6 protein-coding genes are annotated in these 20,126 nt (G+C 70.2%); 3 read left to right on the forward strand and 3 right to left on the reverse strand.

Annotated features, from left to right (window positions below):
• Positions 1–75 precede the first annotated feature (75 nt).
• Positions 76–16,155 (reverse strand): non-ribosomal peptide synthetase, encoded by a 16,080-nt coding sequence (locus tag QE449_RS19265; protein ID WP_307109445.1) that lies wholly within the window; start codon positions 16,153–16,155, stop codon positions 76–78.
• Positions 16,156–16,186: 31 nt separating this feature from the next.
• A complete protein-coding gene (locus QE449_RS19270; protein ID WP_027506922.1) occupies positions 16,187–16,999 on the reverse strand; it encodes an alpha/beta fold hydrolase in 813 nt (270 codons plus the stop codon).
• Between the two features lie 163 nt (positions 17,000–17,162).
• Between QE449_RS19270 and QE449_RS19275 the strand changes: the two genes are divergently transcribed.
• From QE449_RS19275 to QE449_RS19285, 3 genes are all read left to right on the forward strand, one after another.
• Complete coding sequence (locus tag QE449_RS19275; RefSeq protein ID WP_200933864.1) at positions 17,163–17,330, forward strand: hypothetical protein; 168 nt, start codon at positions 17,163–17,165, stop codon at positions 17,328–17,330.
• Between the two features lie 119 nt (positions 17,331–17,449).
• Positions 17,450–18,925, forward strand: coding sequence for a trehalose-6-phosphate synthase (locus tag QE449_RS19280; protein ID WP_027506923.1), 1,476 nt, complete (start codon positions 17,450–17,452; stop codon positions 18,923–18,925).
• Between the two features lie 19 nt (positions 18,926–18,944).
• Positions 18,945–19,694 carry an FAD-binding oxidoreductase gene (locus tag QE449_RS19285; protein ID WP_307109446.1) on the forward strand — a complete coding sequence of 250 codons (750 nt, stop codon included), beginning with the start codon at positions 18,945–18,947 and terminating at the stop codon, positions 19,692–19,694.
• Positions 19,695–19,697: 3 nt separating this feature from the next.
• On the opposite strand, the gene QE449_RS19290 is transcribed toward QE449_RS19285, so the two are convergent.
• Positions 19,698–20,120, reverse strand: a complete 423-nt coding sequence (locus QE449_RS19290) for a heat shock protein transcriptional repressor HspR (protein WP_027506925.1) — start codon at positions 20,118–20,120, stop codon at positions 19,698–19,700.
• Positions 20,121–20,126 lie beyond the last annotated feature (6 nt).

The following is a 20,126-nucleotide window of genomic DNA, read 5'->3' on the forward strand; positions in this document are numbered from 1 at the left end:
CCGTTCCGTCCCGGATCGGATCGTCGCGTGGACGTCGGGACCGTCGGTCAGCTTAGCCTAGCCTTTGCTGGTCCACTAGCCCTCGACGACCGATCGCAGGTGCAGAGTGAGCCGTTCCACGAACCGACCGATCGCCCCGCGATCGGCACCCGCAGCGAACTGCAGCTGCGCGAAAAGTGCAGCGTCGTGGTCCGATTCGCTCTCGTGGACACTCAGCGTCAGGTCGGCCCACGGTCGACCGACGGGTATCGGCAGGAGTGCCGCGCCGGCGTCGCCGAGATCCGCGACGTGGTGGTGCACCACCAGGAACTGCGGACGGTGCATCTCCGGCACGCCGGCGCCCTCGACGATGTCGACATAGGAAGGACCGGAACGGCTCAGCGCCGCGACGGTCTCCGCCTGCACCCGACGAGCCACCGTCGCCAGATCGGATCCTGTTCGCGTGCGGATCGGCACGACGTCGGCGAACGCACCCACCATGGCGTGCGTGCTCTCGTCGTCGCGGCCGGCGACCATCGTGGCGATCGCCAGGTCCGCGCCCGCACCGAGGTCGGTGAGAGCGAGCGCGAAGGCAGCGTGCAGAACCGACACGAGACCCGCACCCTCGATGGTGCGCAGCGCTCGCACCACGTCGACATCGATGTCGATCGCGACGGCGTCGGACCCCGACTCCCCCAGCGCGATCGGAAGACTCACCCGACTCGGCACACCGTCCAGGGTCTCGCGCCATGACGCGATCGCCGAGTCGTCGGCGTCCCGTCGGGCGACGGCCCAGCGCGCGACGTCGCTGTACCGCAGCGGTAGCGGCGTGAACTCCGGCGCCTCGGCACCGGAGCGCGCCTGCGCAGCGTGCATCAGATCGGTGAGCAACGGGACGACCGACCACTCGTCGACGGCCCAGTAGTGCATGACCAGGAGAACTATTCTTTCCCTGGAATCGTTCTGTAAGAGCATGATTCGCAGACCCGGTCGCTGCGTGAGATCCAGGGGTTCCTGTGCGATCTCGTAGGCGCGGCGGCGAATGTCGTCTGCCCCGACGTCGACGGTCTCGAGCGCCACCGGGTCGCCGAGGGCGGACCCCTCACCCGGCACCAGAACCGAGTGCAGCGGTTCGTGCCGCTCTGCGACATCGCGGACCGCGGCGGCGAGCACCGCCGCGTCCACGTCGGGCAGCTCGAGAACCAGTGCGTGGTCGGCCTGCACCACGTGCCCGTTCTGCAGCCTGGTCTCCTGCATCGGACTCAGCGGCACGACATCCGGCCTGTCCGCGTGCGCGGTCAGGTGCGGTCCCTCGTGTCCACCGCGATCGGCGAGTCGCTCCGCCAAGGCGCGGACGGTCGACGCCTCGAACACGTCGCGCACCGAGATGTCGACGTCGAGTTCGGCGCGGACGGCCGACACCCACTGCATCGCGGCCATCGAATGACCGCCGAGAGCGAAGAAGTCGTCGTCCGTCCCCAGCTCGTCCAGGCCCAGAACTGCTGCGGCACTACGCACCAGCGCACGCTCGACGTCCGTGGTGGGAGCGCGACCGCCGACCACCGACGACCACTCCGGCTGCGGCAACGCCGCTCGGTCCAACTTGCCGTTGGGTGTCAACGGCAACGTCCCGTCGACCACCACGACGAGAGTGGGCACCATGTAGTCCGGCAGCACCGTCGCCGCGTGCGACCGCACCGCGGCCCCCGTGAGATCGTCACGCCCGGTGACGTATCCGACGAGTCGGCTCACCTCGGACGACTCGTGCACGACGACAGCGGTCTGATCGACACCGTCGAACGACGCCATCGCGGCCATGATCTCGCCCGGCTCGATCCGGAACCCCCGCACCTTGATCTGGTCGTCGACGCGCCCCAGGAAGTCGAGATTGCCGTCGGCACGCCAGCGTGCCCGGTCGCCGGTGCGGTACATCCTGCCGCCGGGAGCGGCGACATCGGGCACGAAGCGGTGGGCACTGAGCCCCGGCTGCCCGAGGTACCCGCGCGCCAGCCCGCGGCCGGCGATGTACAGCTCCCCCGACACCCCGACCGGGACGGGCCGCAGCCGATCGTCGAGCACGTACGCGCGCTCGTTGGGATCGGGTACGCCGATGGGCACGGAGGACGTCCAGCCCGGACGGGCCTGCCACAGAGTGTTGTTGACCGTCGCCTCGGTCAGTCCGTACGCCGCGAGCAGGTTCAGATGCTCGGACCAGGCGGAGATCACCGCGGGCGGCACCGTCTCGGTACCGACGAGCACGGTGCACCCCTCGGGCAGTGCGCATCCCGGCGGGAGCGCCGCCATGAGCGACGGCGGGATGATCGCGTGGGTCACCCCGTGCTCGGCGCAGAAGTCGGTGAGCTCGGGACCCGCCACACGCGAGTCGTCGGGCACGATCACCAGCCGCGATCCCGTGCACAGGGCCATGGCGAGTTCGAAGACCGCGACGTCGAAGCCGACGGACGCGAACTGCAGGACCACCGATCCGGTGGTGAGTCGCATGCGGTCCTCCGCCGTGGCCACGAGTGACGAGATGCCCTCGTGCGGCACCACGACACCCTTGGGGCGGCCGGTCGAACCGGACGTGTAGATGACGTACGCCGCGAGTTCGAGCGAGGCCGGTCGCGCGAGCTCGACACCGGTCGACGGCGGGATGTCCTCCACGAGGACGTGTTCGGCCGCGGACGGCACCTTCGCGGTAGCCGCGGCCGACGTCAGGGCGAGGGTCGCACCCGCATCGGTGACCATGTACTCGAGCCGGTCCGCAGGATGCTTCAGGTCGAGCGGGAGATACGCCGCGCCCACCGCGAGGACCCCCATGGTCGCCGCGATGGTCCACACCGACCGCGGCACCGCGACCGCGACCACGGCCTCGGGGCCGACACCGCGCCGCTGCAACTCCGCGGCGATGTCGAGGACGTGCTCGTGCAGATCCGCGTACGTCCACGTCGTGGTCTCGTCGACCACAGCGATCGCGTCCGGAGTGGTCTCGACCCACCGCAGGTACGACTCGAACAGCGACTCCTCGGGCACCGCACGGGCGGTGTCGTTGAAGCGCCGGAGGACGTCGTCGCGCTCGGAGGGCAGGAAGATGTCGACGTCGTCGACCACCGCCGTGGCGTCGGTCGCCAGTGCGTCGAGCACCGCGAGCTGACGTGCTGTGACGGCCTCGGCGGTCGACGCGTCGAACAGATCCTCGGCGTACTCGAGCTCGAGCACCAGGCGGTCGGAGGTGAGATCCTCGGTGTAGTTGAACACCAGGTCGAACTTCGCCGGCGTCATCAGCGCCGCGTCACCGTCGCCGAGCGGACCGGTGTGATGGCTGATCATGACCTGGAACAGCGGGTTCCGCGACATGCTGCGCTCGGGAGCGACCCGCGCCACCACTGCGTCGAACGGCACATCCGCGTGCGCGAAGGCCTCGAGGTCGACGCTGCGCGCCTCCTCCACCGCCCGCTGCAGCGTGGAGCGGCCGTCGACCGCGGTGCGCAGAACCAGCGTGTTGACGAAGAACCCGACGAGCTGGTCGAGCCCCTCCTCACCGCGCCCGGCCACCGGGGCGCCGAGCACGATGTCGTCGGACCCGGTGATCCGGTGCAGCAGCACCGCAGACGCCGCGTGCAGGGTCATGAAGACACTCGCGTCGAGACTCCGCGCGAGTGTCCGCAGGGCGCGCACGGTCTCGGGATCGACGGTGCGACGCACCACCGATCCGCGATGACTCGGCCGCGGCGGACGCGGTCGGTCGGTCGCGAGTTCGATCTCGTCGGGAGCGCCGGCCAGGGCGGACTGCCAGTAGGCGAGCTGACGCCCCGCGAGCGACTCCGGATCTGCGGCGTCGCCGAGCAGGTCGGCCTGCCACAGCGTGTAGTCCGCGTACTGCACGGGCAGCGGAGGGCGGGCATCCGTGTCACCGGACAGTCGCGCGGCGTAGGCCGCCATCAGGTCGGCCAGCAGCGGCCGGTCCGACCACTCGTCGGTCGTGATGTGGTGTAGGACGAGCACGACGACGCACGAAGTGTCCTCGTTCCGGATCAGCGCCGCGCGGACAGGAATCTCCCGGCGCAGATCGAACGGCCGCGCCGTCATCTCGGCGACCACGGCGGCGGCATCGCCTTCGTGAACGAACAACTCCGGTGACGCTGTCGTCAGGACATGCTGCGCCAGAACGCCGTCCGCATCGCCGAAGACGGTGCGGAGCGACTCGTGCCGTTCGACGACGTCGGCGAGGGCGAGCCGGAACGCATCCTCGTCCACCTGCTCGGGGAGCGGCAGGACGATCGGAAAGTTGTAGGCGGCCGAGTCCGGATCCAGCTGATGCAGAAGCCAGAGCCGTTGCTGCGCAGCCGACATGGGCACGACATCCGGCCGGTCGTACCGACGCAGAGCCGGCCGCGCGTCATCGCCTCGCGATCCGACTAGCGCGGCGAGACCCGCCACGGTCGGCGCGGCGAACAGATCGCGCACACTCAGCTCGGTGCCGAGCGCGGTCCGTGCACGGCCGACGACGCGAGTCGCCAGAAGTGAATGGCCACCGAGATCGAAGAAGTCGTCGTGGATCCCGGTGCCGCGGCGGCCGAGCACGTCGTCGAACACGTTGCACAGCAGCCGTTCGACCTCGGTCCGCGGCGGCACAGCGTCGACGGCACTCTCGTCCGGCGCCGGCAGTGCGGCGACGTCGAGCTTGCCGTTGACGGTCATCGGGAAGGACGAGACGAGCACGACGGTGGGCACCATGTAGTCCGGCAGGACCACGGCGCAGGCCGCCCGTACCGATTCGGCATCCGCGTCGGTGTCGACGTAGGCGATCAACCGGGCCAGCCCGCCCGGCCCCGTCGAGGTGACGACCGCGGCGCGGCGGACGCCGGCCACCGACGACACGACCGAGGCGACCTCACCGAGTTCCACCCGGTGACCGCGGATCTTGACCTGATCGTCGGTGCGGCCGAGGTAGTCGATCAGTCCCGTTCCGACGCGGCGACGCACGAGGTCACCCGTGCGGTACATGCGCTCCCCCGTCCCGAAGGGATCGGCGACGAAGCGGTCCGCCGTGAGGCCGAACCGTCCCGCGTAGCCACGGGCGAGTCCGGCTCCGGCGATGTACAACTCGCCGGCCACGCCGTCCGGTACGGGCCGCAGCCAGCCGTCCAGCACGTGCGCCTCGGTGGCGCGGATCGGCAACCCGACCGTCGGCGTCTCGCTCTCGTCGGTGCCCGCACCGAGAGTGTTGATCGTGTACTCGGTGGGGCCGTACAGGTTGTAGCCGAGCACGCCGTCGATGGATCGCAGTGCGGACCACACGTCGTCGCCGACGGCTTCACCGCCCAGCAGGACGAGCGCCGGTCGATGCCCGTCGAGCAGACCTGTCTCGAGGAGGAGGGATGCGTACGTGGGGGTCACATTGATGACGTCGATGCGCTCCTCGTCGATGTAGCGGACCAGGGCATCGGCGTCGCGGCGCAGCACCTCGTCGGTGACGTGCACCTCGTGACCCTCGACGAGCCACAGGAGTTCTTCCCACGACATGTCGAACGCGAACGACACCGTGTGCGCGATCCGCAGTGTCCGACCGTGTGCCGCATCCACCACCGGGTCGAAGATGGCGGACCGGTGGTTCAGCTGCATGTTGGTCAGTCCGCGGTACGGCGTGACGACGCCCTTGGGCGTCCCGGTCGACCCGGACGTGTAGATGACGTAGGCCGGGTGATCGAGCCGGTGCGGCGTTCCGGGTGCGAACGCCCCCAGTTCGGCTGCGGTGACCGGTGACTCGTCGTCGAGCGGCTCCAGCAGGACGATGCCGTCGCGTCCGCTCAGTCGGCGACCGACCGCCTCCGTGGTCACGGTGCACAGCGGACGAGCGTCGTCGAGCAGAGCATGGATACGGGCATCGGGGTGATCGAGTTCGAGGGGCAGATAGGCCGCGCCGGTGCGCAACACGGCGAACAGCGCGACCACCATGTCGAGACTGCGAGGCAACGCGAGAGCCACCACGGTCTCCGGTCCCGCACCGCGGCCCAGCAGGACGCGCGCCAGACCTTCCACCCGGCCGGCCAACCCGGCGTAGGTGAGGTGCTCGGACCCGGCGACGAGTGCGATCGCGTCGGGATCCTTCTGCGCTGTGCGGAGCAGCATCTCGGTCACGGTGAGATCAGGAACCTCGTCGACCTGTCGGTCGAGGCGTGGCAGCGCCGGCAGAACAGAGCGCGACCCCTCGGTCGCGAATCCGGCCACCAGGCGGGTGAACTCGTCCGCGATCAGGTCGACGCGCTCGACGTCGATCGCCTCCGGCCGGTACTCGACCGTCACGGCGATCCGAGCGCCCGGCGTGACGACGACGGTGAGCGGATAGTTCGTGTGGTCGATGCTGTCGGTGCCCGCGACACCGTGCGCCGCGTTCAGGGACGCCGCCGAGTCCTCGGAGACGAAGTTCTGCACCACGCAGAGCGTGTCGAACAGAGTGCGGTGCGGCGACACCTCGATGATCTCGGCGAGACCGAGGTGATCGAACTCCATCGCCTCCACGCGGTCGCCCTGGACACGGCGGACCAGGGCGTCGACGCTCTCGCGGGGATCGAGCACGGTACGGACGGGCACCGTCGACAGGAACATCCCTGGTGCGGTGTCGAGTCCCTCGACCTCGGGCGGTCGGCCCGCGACCGTGATGCCGAAGACCACGTCGGTGCGGCCGGTGGCCGACGAGATCGCCAGTGCCAGAGCGGCCGTGACCACGGCGTTGAGCGTGACACCGCGCTGACGGGTGGCGGCGACGAGCGCGGCCGTCGTCGACGCATCGAGCTCGTCGCGTCGGCGCAACGGGATACCGACCGGCGGCGCGGCGCGGTGCGCCACCAGCGTCGGCTCGTCGAGACCGGCCATCGCCGTCGCCCACGCGGTGCGGGCCGCGACGCGGTCGCGTTCCGCGAGCCACGTCAGGTACCGCTCGAACGCGGTGTCCGCCGGCGCGGGCAGCCCCGGATTCTCGTAGCGGGCGAGCAACTCTCCCACCACCACACCGTTGGACCAGCCGTCCCAGACGAGGAACTGCCGGTTGATCACCAGGCGATCGCGCCCACCGTCGAGATGCAGCACGAGCACCCGCCACAGCGGTGGTGTCGACAGGTCGAAAGGGGTGTCGCGGTCCTCCTGCATCCACCGCTCGGCCTCGTCGTCGTCTCCGGCGTGTGCCTCGCGGACGGGCACCTCGCACGACGACGACACGACCTGCACCGGCACACCGGCGGCCGTCTGCGTGAACCCTGCGCGCAGCTGTGGGTGGCGGCGCTGCAGCCCGGCGAGGGCACTACGCAGCCGATCGAGATCGAGGCGGTGATCGAAGTCCAGCGCGAACTGCGCCGTGTAGATGTCGCGCTCCCCCGCGGACAGGCTCTCGAAGACCAGTCCCTCCTGCAGAGGAGTCAACGGCCACACGGTCTCGACAGATCCCTGTGCGGTCAGCGCCGTCAGCTCGTCGGGAGTGAGGTCGACGAGAGGGACGTCCGACCGCGTGAGGATCGGCGGTCCGTCGTGTGTGCGGGCGGCCTCCGCGAGATCTCCGAGCGCCGTGCGGAACTCGTCGGTGAGCGAGGTGACCGCCTCGGACGACAGGTGCGCGGACGACCAGGCGAACTGGGCCGAGAGGGTCGGCTGTGCACCGTCCGTCACGTGCGCGTTGATCACCAGACGGTAGGGACCGCCCATGTCGGCATCGGGATCGGTACGCACGGTCTCCGGAGCCCTGTCGAACGGGGCCGACCCGGCGGCCGGCACCCGGCCCAAGTAGTTCAGCAGGATCTGCGACTGCTCACCACGTGCGAGAAGGGCTGCGGTGCGGGCGTTCCCGTAGCGCAGGAGCCCGTAGCCGAGGCCACCGTCGGGCGCCGCACGCAGGGCCTCCTTCGTCTCCGCGAGCACCGTGACGGGATCGGTTCCCGGCCGCAGCCGGACCGGAGCGATGGACGTGAACCACCCCGTGGTGCGCGAGAGATCCGCCGCGTCCGACCGACCGTGGCGCTCGAGGTCGACCAGTACGTCGCGGTCGACAGACCACCGGGTGAGGGCGAGCCGGAGCGCTGCGGCGACGACGTCGGTGACGTCGCCGCGCACGAGAGAGGGCACACTGCCGAGCACCTCGGCGGTGACCTCGGACGACACGTCGACGGTGCGGACGTCGCCCTGACCGACCACGGCGTGGTCGGTGTCTCTCGGTGTGAGCGCGCCGCCCGGCGCGGTGACGGCGGTCCAGTGGTCCAGTTCCGCGAGACGAGCGGGGCTGTGGGCACTCTCGTCGAGCAGGCGCCCGTACTCCCGCAGTGAGGTCCGCACGCGGTCCAACGTCGGGGTCTGGCCGCTGTCGTGCGCGATCCACGCCAGTGCGAGGTCCTCGACGAGGATGCCCCACGAGACCCCGTCGACAACGAGGTGATGCGCGACGAGCAGCAGCCGGCCGGGCTCGGAGCCACGGTCGAACCACACGACCTCGAGCACGGCGCCGGCCTCGGGAGCCAGACGGTCGGTGGCGGCATCGGATTCGCGCGCGACGAGGTCGGCGAACGCAGACTCGTCGAGATCGACCGCGTGAACGCGGTGCACGGTGACCGAGGCCTCGGGGCGCACCGCGGTGGTCCAGACACCGCGGAGGTGACGGGTCAGGACGAGGCGCAGGCTGTCGTGATGTTGGACCAGCGCATCGACGGTGCGCTGCGGCGTGGTCTCCTCGACCGGAGCCGGAACCACCAGCAGCAGTGACTGGTTGAAGCGATCGGTGCTACCGGACCACTCGGACAGTCGGTGCACCACGGGGAGCGGGCGCACCTCCCCGACACCGGACTCCGCGACCGTGGCGGCCTGCGGAGTCTCGACCCGTGCGACCTCCGCGAGCGCACGCGGAGTGCGCTTCTCGAAGACGTCGCGGGCGCTGATCTCGAGACCGCTGCCCCGCGCCAGGTTCACGAGCCGGATGGCCAGGATGCTGTCGCCGCCGCGGGCGAAGAAGTCGTCGTCCTCACCGACCGCCGCTCCACCGAGAACGGTGTGGAAGTGGGTGCACAGCAGCGCGACCGGACCCGACCCCGTCTCCGTGGTGGTGGGAGTGTCCGCGCGAACGGCGGCCAGCAGCGCTGCCCGGTCGAGCTTGCCGCTGGGGCCGGTCGGCAGATCAGCCACCACGGACAGCGTCGTCGGCACCATGTGCTCGGGCAGACGGTCGGCCAGGTACGACCGCAGTGCGGCCTCGTCCACCGACCCCACCGCGAAGGCGGCGATCTGCGCGGTCCCGCGGTCGGTGCGCACCACCGTGGCGGCCCGGTCGACGGACGGATGCGAGCGCAGCGCCGCGTCGATCTCACCGAGCTCGATACGGAAGCCCCGCACTTTGACCTGGGTGTCGGCGCGACCGAGGTAGTCCAGCGCCCCGTCGCGCCACCGCACGATGTCGCCGGTGCGGTAGAGCCTTTCCCCGTCCGGCCCGGCGACGAACCTGGTGGAGGTGAGACCGGGGCGGCGAAGATACCCGCGCGCCAGCTGCGGACCCGCCAGGTACAGCTCGCCCGGCACGTCCGGTCCTACCGGCGACAGCCACCCGTCGAGTACGCGGAACCCGACGGCGGGCAGCGCAGATCCGATGGGCACCGCGTCGCCGGAGTGGTTCTGGACGCCCTGTGCGGCGGTGACGTCGACCGCCGCCTCGGTAGGGCCGTAGAGGTTGTCCAGGCGCACGTGTGGAAGCAGATCGCCGACGCGGCGCGCGGACTCTGCGGACAGTGCCTCCCCGCTGCAGACGATCACGCGCAGCGACGTGCACGTCGCGACGTCCGGATCGGTGAGGAACGCGTCGAGCATCGAGGGGACGAAGTGCACCCAGGTGATCTGCTGCGCGCGGATCACCTCGACGAGACGGGCGGTGTCGCGGTGCGCATCCGGGTCCGCGAGCACGAGCGTCGCTCCGGACACCAGCGGTCCGAAGAACTCGCTGACCGAGACGTCGAAACTGGAGGGCGTCTTCTGCAGCACTCGGGTGCCCACGGCGAGCGGAGTGTGATCGCGCATCCACTCGAGGCGGGGCACGATGGCGCTGTGCGGCACCACCACTCCCTTGGGACGGCCGGTCGATCCCGAGGTGTAGATGACGTACGCGGCGTCGGCTGGGGCGGGCCCGGGTGCTGCCGTCGGCTCGGCCTCGAACGGTGCGAGATCGCCGCCGATCACCGCGGCGGGATGCGCGTCCTCGATCATGAAGGCCAGACGCTCGGCCGGGTACCCCGGATCGAGCGGCAGGTACGCCGCGCCCGACCGGACGACCGCGAGCAGTGCGACCACCAGATCGATCGAGCGCGGAAGCGCCACCGCCACCACCGATCCCGGACCGGCGCCACGCTCGCGAAGGCCGGCGGCGACCCGCTCGGCGCGCGAGTGCAGCTCGGCGTAGGTGAGGGACTCCTCGCCGTGGACGAGGGCGACGCCGTTCGGGGTGGTCCGGCGCTGCACCTCGAGGAGATCCACCAGGGTGGTCGAACTGTCGGACGAGGGCGGGTCGACGACCGCCGGACGGTCCGTCGCCGTCACCGCGGACACCAGGGTGTCGGCCGGTGCGGTCGCGACCGCGACGACGGTGTCCAGCATCGACTGCGCCGTCGCTGCCGAGACCAGCGCCGCGTCGTACTTCAGCTCCAGCGTCAACCGATCGCCGGGGATCACCATGAGCGTCAACGGGTACGGCGAGTTCTCCTCCACCCGAATGCCCGTCAACGCGATGGTGCCGGACGGATCGGCGATGGCGGTGTCACCCAACGGGTAGTTCTCCACCACGACCAGCGAGTCGAACAACGAGTCCACGCCCGCGACACGACGCAGAGTCGGCACGCCTACATGGTGGTGATCGAGCAGATCGGCCTGCTCCTGCTGCCAGCGCTGTACCGCGGAGGCGACGGTGTCGTCCGCTCGCAGTCTCCATCGTGCCGGGATGGTGTCGATGAAGAGCCCCACCATGGACTCGATACCCGCGACCGGTGCCGACCGTCCGGACACCGTCGACCCGAACACGACGTCACGTCGACCGGTGGCGCGTGCGAGCGCGAGACCCCAGGCCCCGTGCAGCAGGGAACCCTGCGTCACCGCGGCATCGCGCGCACGTCCCGACACCACGGCGGTGACGTCGGAGGAGAGGTCGACCCGCACGGATGCGGTACCGCTGCCGGCGGCGCCGAACGCCGGGACGGGTACCGACTCGCGGACACCCGCGAGTGCGGCGCGCCAGACCCGTGCCGACGCGTCGATGTCGCGCTCGGCGAGGTGGCGGACCCACGCCGCGGGCGCGGTGACCGCCGGAAGAGCCGGAGTGTCCCCGTAGTGAGCGAGCATCTCGCGCAGCATGATCGGGATCGACCATCCGTCCGCGACGATGTGGTGGATCGACTGCACGAGGGACGAGCGGGTCTCGTCGTGGCGGACGAGGGTGTAGCGCACCAGCGGAGCGGTGCCCAGATCCATGCCGGCACCGGCGTGCTCGGCCAGCACCTCGTCGACGGTGCTGTCGGACACGGTGAACGGGACATCGACGGTGCGGTGCACCACCTGGACCACGCGCCCGTCGGCGAGGGGTCGGAAGCTGGTGCGCAGCGATGCGTGTCGAGCCACCACGTGCTCGAGCGCGGTGCGGAGCACGGCACTGTCGACCGGGCCACTGATCTCGACCACCTGCCCCACGACGTACGGGTCCGCGTCCCCGAAGGTGCTGTGGAAGTAGATGCCGTCCTGCACCGCGGTGAGGGGCAGGACGTCCTCGACGTCGTCCGGGAGCGCCGCGACGTCGTCCGCACCGAGAGCGGCGAGCGGGAAGTCGGCGGGGGTTCGGCGAGCGCTCGACGCAGATCCGGCGACGCGGTCGAGTGCGGCGGTCCACGCATCCACGATGCTGTCGTCCACCACACCCGGCACCCAGCGCAGGGTCGAGACGAGCTGTCCCCCGGTCTCGATCACGTCGATCGTCAGCGCGTGCGCCGCAGGCTGATCAGGATCGGAGCCCCCGGTGACGGACACCCCCACGTCGGTACTGCGGCCGAGGTAGTTGAGCAGGACGCTCGGCGCCGCGGCCTCCGCCAGGGCGGGCTCGCGGCGCAGGTACCGCAGTGCGCCGTATCCGACGCCCGACGCAGGTGCCGAGCGCAGCGAGTCCCGAATCTGCAGCAGGACATCGGCGTCCGGGTCCGGACCGGTCGGCAGTGCAACGGGACGGACGGTCGTGAACCACCCGACGGTGCGCGTCAGATCGACCGCGGGGGCCTCGACGACCTCGACGTCGCGGCCGTGTCCCTCCACGTCCACGACCACCCACGGCGCCGAGTACCCGTCCCACGACGCGAGGGTGCGGGCGAGTGCTGCGAGGAGCACCTCGGTGGGCCCGGTGCGGTAGGCGGTGGCGACGTCGGTCAGCAGAGCCGCCGTGACGTCGGCGGGGGTGGTGACCGTGTGCGTCGCCGACAGTCGATCGGCCGCGGCGAGTGTGCGAGCACCGACAGTGTCGCTCGAGGTCGTCAGAACCTCACGCCACCAGGGTAGTTCGTGGTCGAAGTGGCCGGCGTCCGCAGCATCGGCGATCAGGCTCGCCCAGCGGCGGATCGACGTGGTGACCGGTGGCAGCGTGGGCGTGCGGCCCTCGATCAGCGCACCCAGTGCCGTCAGTAGATCCCCGAGCAGGATGCGCCACGACACCCCGTCGACGACGAGATGGTGCACCGACAGAATCAGCGTGTCGGCCTCGAGAGACACGGCCACCATGCCGCCCGGCCGCATCGGATCGAGGCGGGCCACGGTGTCCGCGACGGAACCCGTGCCGAACTCGGGGGACACGGTGTCGGCCGGCACGGTCAGACCCTCGCTCCACACGGCACGCAGCGCCGGGTGGTGGGCGACGACGAGCTCGACGGCCGCACACACGAGTACAGGGTCGGTGCCCGGAGGCAATGCCACGGAGGCGGTCTGGTGGAACGCGGCGCCGATGCCGCCGTGCTCGAGTGTCCGCGCGACGATGGGCGTGGCCACCACCTCGCCGACAGGATCGTCGTCGACGGTCACCAGTTCCGCCGGAGCCGCGCCGGCGATCGCCTCGGCGGTACGCAGGGTGAAGACGTCGCGCGGGCCGATCGCCAGCCCTCGTTCGCGGGCCTGCGCGACCACCGTGATCGCCACGATGCTGTCGCCGCCCAGGGCGAAGAAGTCGTCCGTGACACCCACATTCTCCACACCGAGCGCCGACGCCATCACCTCGCACAGCACGCGCTCCCGCTCGGTCCGCGGGGCCACGGCGTCGCCGCGCACCTGCTCCGGATCGGGCAGAGCCCGCCGATCGACCTTGCCGTTCGCGGTGGTGGGGAAGGCATCGAGCACCACGTAGGTGGACGGCACCATGTACTCGGGGAGGACGCGTGCACAGTGCGTGCGCAGCACCTCGGGTGTCAGCGCGGCGCCGTCCGGCACGATCCAGGCGGCGAGAAACGCCGCGCCCGCGCCGGTTCGGCGCACGTCGACGGCGGCGCGTCGCACACCGGGGCACGAGCCGAGCGCGGCTTCCACCTCCTCGAGCTCGAGGCGCATGCCGCGGATCTTGACCTGGTTGTCCACCCGGCCGAGGAAGTCGAGGGTGCCGTCCTCCGCCCAACGTGCGCGGTCGCCGGTGCGGTACAGCCGGGCGCCGGCGGGGCCGAACGGATCGGCCACGAAACGCGACGCGGTCATGTCCGGTGCGCCCACGTAGCCACGACCGAGGAGGAACCCGCCCGCGTAGAGCTCTCCCCCGACGCCGACCGGCACCGGGCGCAGCAACGAATCGAGCACGTAGAGGCGCGTGTTCGGGTTGGGGCGGCCGATCGACGTGGCGATGCGAGGAGCGTCGCCCGTGTAGATCACATGGGACACACCGATGGTGGCCTCCGCGGGCCCGTACCCGTGGTACAACGTGGTGCCGAGTCGAGAGCGGAAGCGCGCGAACAACTCCGGAGTGAGCACCTCACCGCCGCACCACACGTGCCGCAGGCCGGACAACGATCCGTCCGTGTCGAGGGCCAGCAGAGCGTCGAGCATGGACGACACCAGGTAGACGAAGGTGACGTGGCGACGCGAGATGACATCCAGCAGGTACAGACCGTCCCGCTCGCCTCCCGGTTCGGCGATCACGAGGGTGCCACCCGACAGCAACGGGAGCAGGATCTCGTTCACCGAGATGTCGAAGGACAACGGCGCCTTGAACAACGACGCGTCGCCCGGTCCGAAACCGAGCACCCGATCGCGCTGCCACACCATGCGGGCACAGATGGCCTCGTGGCGGATCATGGCACCCTTGGGCGTCCCGGTACTGCCAGAGGTGAAGATGACGTAGGCGAGCTGCGAGCCGTGCACCACGATGTCCGGTGCGGACGTCGGCCTGTCCCCGAACTGCCAGTCGTCGAGATCGACCGTCCACCGGCCCTTCTCGTGGCCCGCACCGGTGAGAACGACGCGGGTGTCCGCATCCTGCTGCACCCGCTCGCGGCGATCCGCCGGCCAGTCCGGATCGAGCGGGACGAACGCACCGCCCGCGACCATCGCGGCCAGCACTCCCACGACCATCTCGATCGAGCGCGGCATCGACACGGCCACGACACCCTCACGGGGCAGGCCCGCGTCGAGAAGTGCATGAGCGAGCTGGTGCACCCGCTGCGAGAGCTCGGTGAAGGTGAGCGTCCGCTCGCCCAGTACCACGGCCACCGCATCGGGGGTGGCGGCGACCTGCGCCGCGAACAGAGCGGGCACCGACGTCGACACGGACGGTTCCGCGGTGTCGTTGAAGGTGTGCAGTAGGCGATCGAGATCGGGCTCCGACATCGTCGACAGGGAGGACAACGTCCGATCCGGCTGCGCGAGAACCTGATCGAGCACCCACTCGAAGCGGTCCCGGTGGCCGATCAGCGCGTCGTGCGCACCGGGGCGCGAGCGCAGGTCGAACACCAGCGGCTCGTCGTCCCGGCCGCCGGTGACGGTGACGTCGAGATCGCGCACCGGTCCGGTCTCGAGGCTGTGCATGTGCGCCGGCGAACCGCCGATGTCGATGCCGTGCTCCACCATGAGGACGTTGATGCCCGGCCCGTGCACCATGCGGTCGCCGGAGTCCCGCAGCTCCCGAGCGATGTCCTCCCCGCGGAAGCGCCCGTGCCGGACCGCGCCGATCGATGCCCGCTGCAGTTCCCGCGCGACGTCGGCCACCGTCATCGACGGCGAGAGTCGCAGTCGCACGGGAAGGATGGTCGACGCCATGAACGGCGTCGTCCGCGCACGACGGCCCACGCGGGCGGTCGACGGCAAAGAGACGACGAGATCGTGACGGCCGGTGACCGCGGACAGGTACGCGATCCACACCGCCGGCGCGAGGCGGGTGCGTCGGATGTCCTCCGTCTCGGCGACGTCGTACAGCGAGGTGAGGCGGTCGATCGGCACCGAGACCCGCTCGGTGACCGCGGACCCCGTGTCGGGCACGTCGGGCAGCAGCACCGGCGGCTCGGGGGCGTCGGCCATCTGGTCGAGCCAGTAGTCGCGGTCGCGACGGAAACCCTCGGACGCGCGGTACTCCGCATCGGCCACCACCAGCGGCTCGAGAGCCCACGCGGATACGGTGGGACGAGCGGCATCCGGCCTGCCCGCGGGTGCGACTCCCCGATCAGGATCCGCATAGCGCGCGCGGACCTCGTTGAAGATGATCGACATGCCGAAGCCGTCGACGATGCCGTGGTGATACCTCTGGTGCCAGAGCACGTGCTCGTCCCCGAGGCGGAGAAGCGCCGTCGCGAAGAGATCGCGGGCGCCGCTGGTGTCCGCCGACGCGATGTCGCGCGCGATCCAGGCCTTCGCCTCGGCCATCGGGTCGGCAGCCGCGCGTAGGTCGACGACCCCGACCGACCACTCGTCGTCACTGCGGTACTGCACGGGCTCGGGACCGGAGAAGTCGAATCGCACGTGCAGCGCGTCCGCGTCGGCGATGACCGACCGGATGACGTCACACGCACGGTCGAGGTCGAGCGGGCCGGTGATCTCGACGAGCAGCGAGATGACGAAGTCGGTGCGGTCACCCAGCAGGTGCTGCGCGGTCCAGACCTCCGTCTGAGCAGCGGTCAACGGCAGCACAGCGGTGGTGACGACAGATCCCCGAGACATGAACGTAGGCTAACCTAACGCTCGCCCGGCGTTACTCGCGGAGGAACGTGAGAATCGCTTGATTGACCTCGTCGGGCTTCTCCAGGTATCCGTAGTGCCCCGCGTCGGCGATCTCGACGTAGCGACCGCCCGGAACCAGGTCGGCCACCTCGCGCGAGAGGTAGGCGGGAATCATCCGGTCGTCGGCGAAGCCCATGGCCAGGCACGGCACCGTGATGTCGCGGTACGCGGACCGGCGGTCGAACGACTCGTCCAGAGAGAGCTGGGCACGCTGGCCCGGGGTCAGCGGCTGCACGGAGAACTCGAACAGGTCGAGCCAGTCCCGTGCCTTCGCGGGGTCGGCGAGCGACGCGGGAGAGAGGTTCAGGGCCGCCGTCACCGCGGCCGCGTACTTCGGCGGCAGCGTCGCCGAGCTGTCAGCCAGCTCGCGCTCGCCGGCGCCGAGCACCTTCTGGAACTCGTCGAGCCGGGCGTGACCGGCCGCGAAGATCGCTCGCGACACCAGGTCGGGCCTGGTCAAGGCCAGTTCCTGCGCCACGCGCGCACCCATCGACGTGCCCACGACGGCTGCCTTCTCGTCGGGGCCGGACCGCAGGTACTCGATGAGCGCCGCGGTGTCCGCGACCAGATCGTCCATCGTCATGCCGCCCGCGCACTCGTCGGTCGGGGCGATGCCGCGGTTGTCGAAGGTGCACACTCGGAATCCCGCGGCCGTGAGCGCCGGCACCTGATGCAGCTGCCACACCCGGCCGGGGCTGCCCGTCCCCATGACCATCACGACGAGCGGACCCTTGCCCGTCACGGTGTAGTTGAGGCGGATGCCGTTGATGGTGCCGATGGGCATGGCGGATGTCCTTCTTCCGATACGACAGCTGTTCGGGGCAGACGCTACCGGTCACGGTGCGCGTCCGGTTTTGCCGGGAACGAGCGCGAACTCGTAGAGTTCAGGTACGCGAGTGCGCCCCACCGGGCTGCACCACCACATCGTTCGACCCCAGGAGACCCGCATGGCCACCGAGCCCGCCGAGACCGACATCGCCGACGAAGAGATCGAGACCCTGTCCGACGAGACCGCCCGCATGGCACGTCGCGTCGTCGCCGCCTACGCAACAGACGCCGACGAGTGCCGCATGCTGCTGTCCATGCTGGGGATCAACCCGCCCGTCCGCGCCTGAGCGCCGCTCGCTCCCGCACTCCGATTGGCGTTCGGCGAGTGGGGTAAGCACGTGCTGACACCGTCGCGGCAGGCTGCCGGCCTCACCGCGCGCCCCGACGTCGAGACAGAGGATCAGCAGTGACCGCATCAGGTTCGGACTTCGTCGTCGTCGCCAACAGGTTGCCTGTCGACCTCGACACGGCGCCCGACGGTTCCCGAGTCTGGAAGCGCAGCCCCGGTGGTCTCGTCACCGCGCTCGAGCCGATCCTGCGGAGCAACAACGGCGCCTGGGTCGGATGGGCCGGTGTCCCCGACGTCGACGTCGACCCGTTCGAGGACGACGGCCTCGAGCTGGTCCCGGTCCCGCTCTCGCAGCAGGAGGTCGCCGACTACTACGAGGGCTTCTCCAATGCCACCCTGTGGCCGCTCTACCACGACGTCATCGTCCGGCCCGTCTACGACCGGAGCTGGTGGGACGCCTACGTCGAGGTGAACCGACGCTTCGCCGAGGCCACGTCCAAGGCGGCCGCCGAGAACGCCACCGTGTGGATCCAGGACTACCAACTCCAGCTGGTCCCGAAGATGCTGCGCATGCTGCGCCCCGATCTGACGATCGGCTTCTTCCTGCACATCCCGTTCCCGCCCGTCGAGCTGTTCATGCAGATGCCGTGGCGCACCGAGATCGTCGAGGGTCTGCTGGGCGCGGATCTCATCGGCTTCCATCTGCCCGGTGGCGCGCAGAACTTCCTCTACCTCGCACGGCGTCTCGCCGGCCAGCCGACCTCGCGCGGCAACATCGGAGTCCGCTCCAAACTCGGTGTGGTGCAGGTGGGTTTCCGGTCCGTGCGCGTGGGCGCCTTCCCCATCTCCATCGACTCGGGCGATCTCGACGAGAAGTCGCGGCGCAAGCCGGTGCGCGATCGTGCACGAGAGATGCGCGAAGAGCTGGGCAATCCGAAGACGATCATGTTGGGCGTCGACCGACTCGACTACACCAAGGGCATCGACGTCCGTCTCGAGGCGTTCCTGGAACTGCTGACCGAGGGCCGGGTGGATCCCGAGGACGTCGTGATGATCCAGCTGGCCACACCGAGCCGCGAGCGCGTCGAGAGCTACAAGCAGATGCGCGGTGAGATCGAGGGCATGGTCGGGCGCATCAACGGCGAGTTCAGCCGCGTCGGGCATCCGGTGGTGCACTACCTGCACCGCCCCATTCCGCGCGAGGAGCTCATCGCCTACTACGTGGCCGCCGACGTCATGCTGGTGACGCCCATCCGCGACGGCATGAACCTCGTCGCCAAGGAGTACGTGGCGTGCCGCAGCGACCTGGGCGGTTCCCTCGTGCTCAGCGAGTTTACCGGCGCCGCAGCCGAACTGCGCCAGGCGTACCAGTGCAACCCGCACGACCTGAACAGCGTCAAGGACGCGATGATGGCCGCGATCGAGCAGACGCCGGAATCGGGCCGACGCCACATCCGGGCGATGCGGCGGCAGGTCCTCGCGCACGACGTCGATCGCTGGGCGCGGTCGTTCCTCGCCGCGCTGGGACGCACCGGCGACGAGGAGCCCAACCAGATGATCTCCAACCGGGACATCGGTCAGGCGACGATGTGATGCGCGAAGACCGGTGACCGTGGTCGAAGCGCAAGTGGTGCAGTGCCATCGGCTGCGCCGTGATCTCCTGATCGTCCGCCTCGTCGGCGAACTTGTTCCGTTCGCCGCGGGGCAGTCCGTCGCCGTGACGGTGCCCACCTCGCCGCACCTGCCTCGTCGGTACTCCCCCGCCCTACCCCCGTCGCGAGACGGCAAGTACGAGTTCCACATTCGCGAGGTACCGGCAGGCTGGGTCAGTCGCAGCATCGTCCGCGAGACCCGTGAGGGCGACATCTGGACTCTCGACGACCCGGCGGGCGACCTCCGTGTCGACGACACCGACGACGACGTCGTGATGGTCGCGGGCGGAACGGGTCTCGCACCGATGCGCGCACTGCTGCTGGGCCTGGCACGTCGGCCACGACCTCCGCGGGTGCGGCTCTACGTGGGAGGCAGGCACCCCCGCGATCTCTATGCCGCCGACATGCTGTCCCTGATGGCGCGATCAGCGCCATGGCTCACGGTGATCCCGGTGGTGGACGAGCCCGTGGACCCGCCGTACCGCGAGGAGTTCTTCGATGCCGCCGAGGCCGTGCGGCTGCAGACGGCACCCGACTCCGGCTTCGCACCTCACGAGTACCTCGTCGGACGCGTCGGAGAGGTGGTGGCGCGGCGCGGGCCGTACCTGTCGCAGCGCGTGCTGGTGTGCGGATCACCGGCGATGTCGAGCTTCACGACGCGTGCCCTGGTGACGACGGGAACCCCGGCGGAGAACATCCGCACGGGGTGACGGTCAGGTCTGCTTCGGGTTGCGCGGTGTCCACACGACGAGCGCGTTACTGCGTTGCACCGGAACGAGATCGCGTCGGTACCCGGCATGAACCTTGGCCAGCTCGGTCGCCATCTCGGTGACGCGGGCCTGCAGCGCCTCCACCTGATTGGTGAGTTCGATGATGCGCTTGATACCCGCCAGATTGACGCCCTCGTCCTGCGAGAGACGCTGCACCTCGCGAAGCAGCGCGACGTCGCGCGGAGAGTACCGTCGCCCACCGCCGGTGGTGCGGAACGGCGTCACCAGTCCTAGACGGTCGTAGGTGCGCAGTGTCTGGGCGTGCATGCCGGCGAGCTCGGCGGCGACGGAGATGACGAAGATCCGGGCATCCGGGTCCGCGCCTGCGTCGCGCGCATCCTGCGGATCGCTGGGCGTCCGAGTCATCTCATC

It is taken from the genome of Rhodococcus sp. SORGH_AS_0303 (genome assembly GCF_030819335.1).
Taxonomy (GTDB): domain Bacteria; phylum Actinomycetota; class Actinomycetes; order Mycobacteriales; family Mycobacteriaceae; genus Rhodococcoides.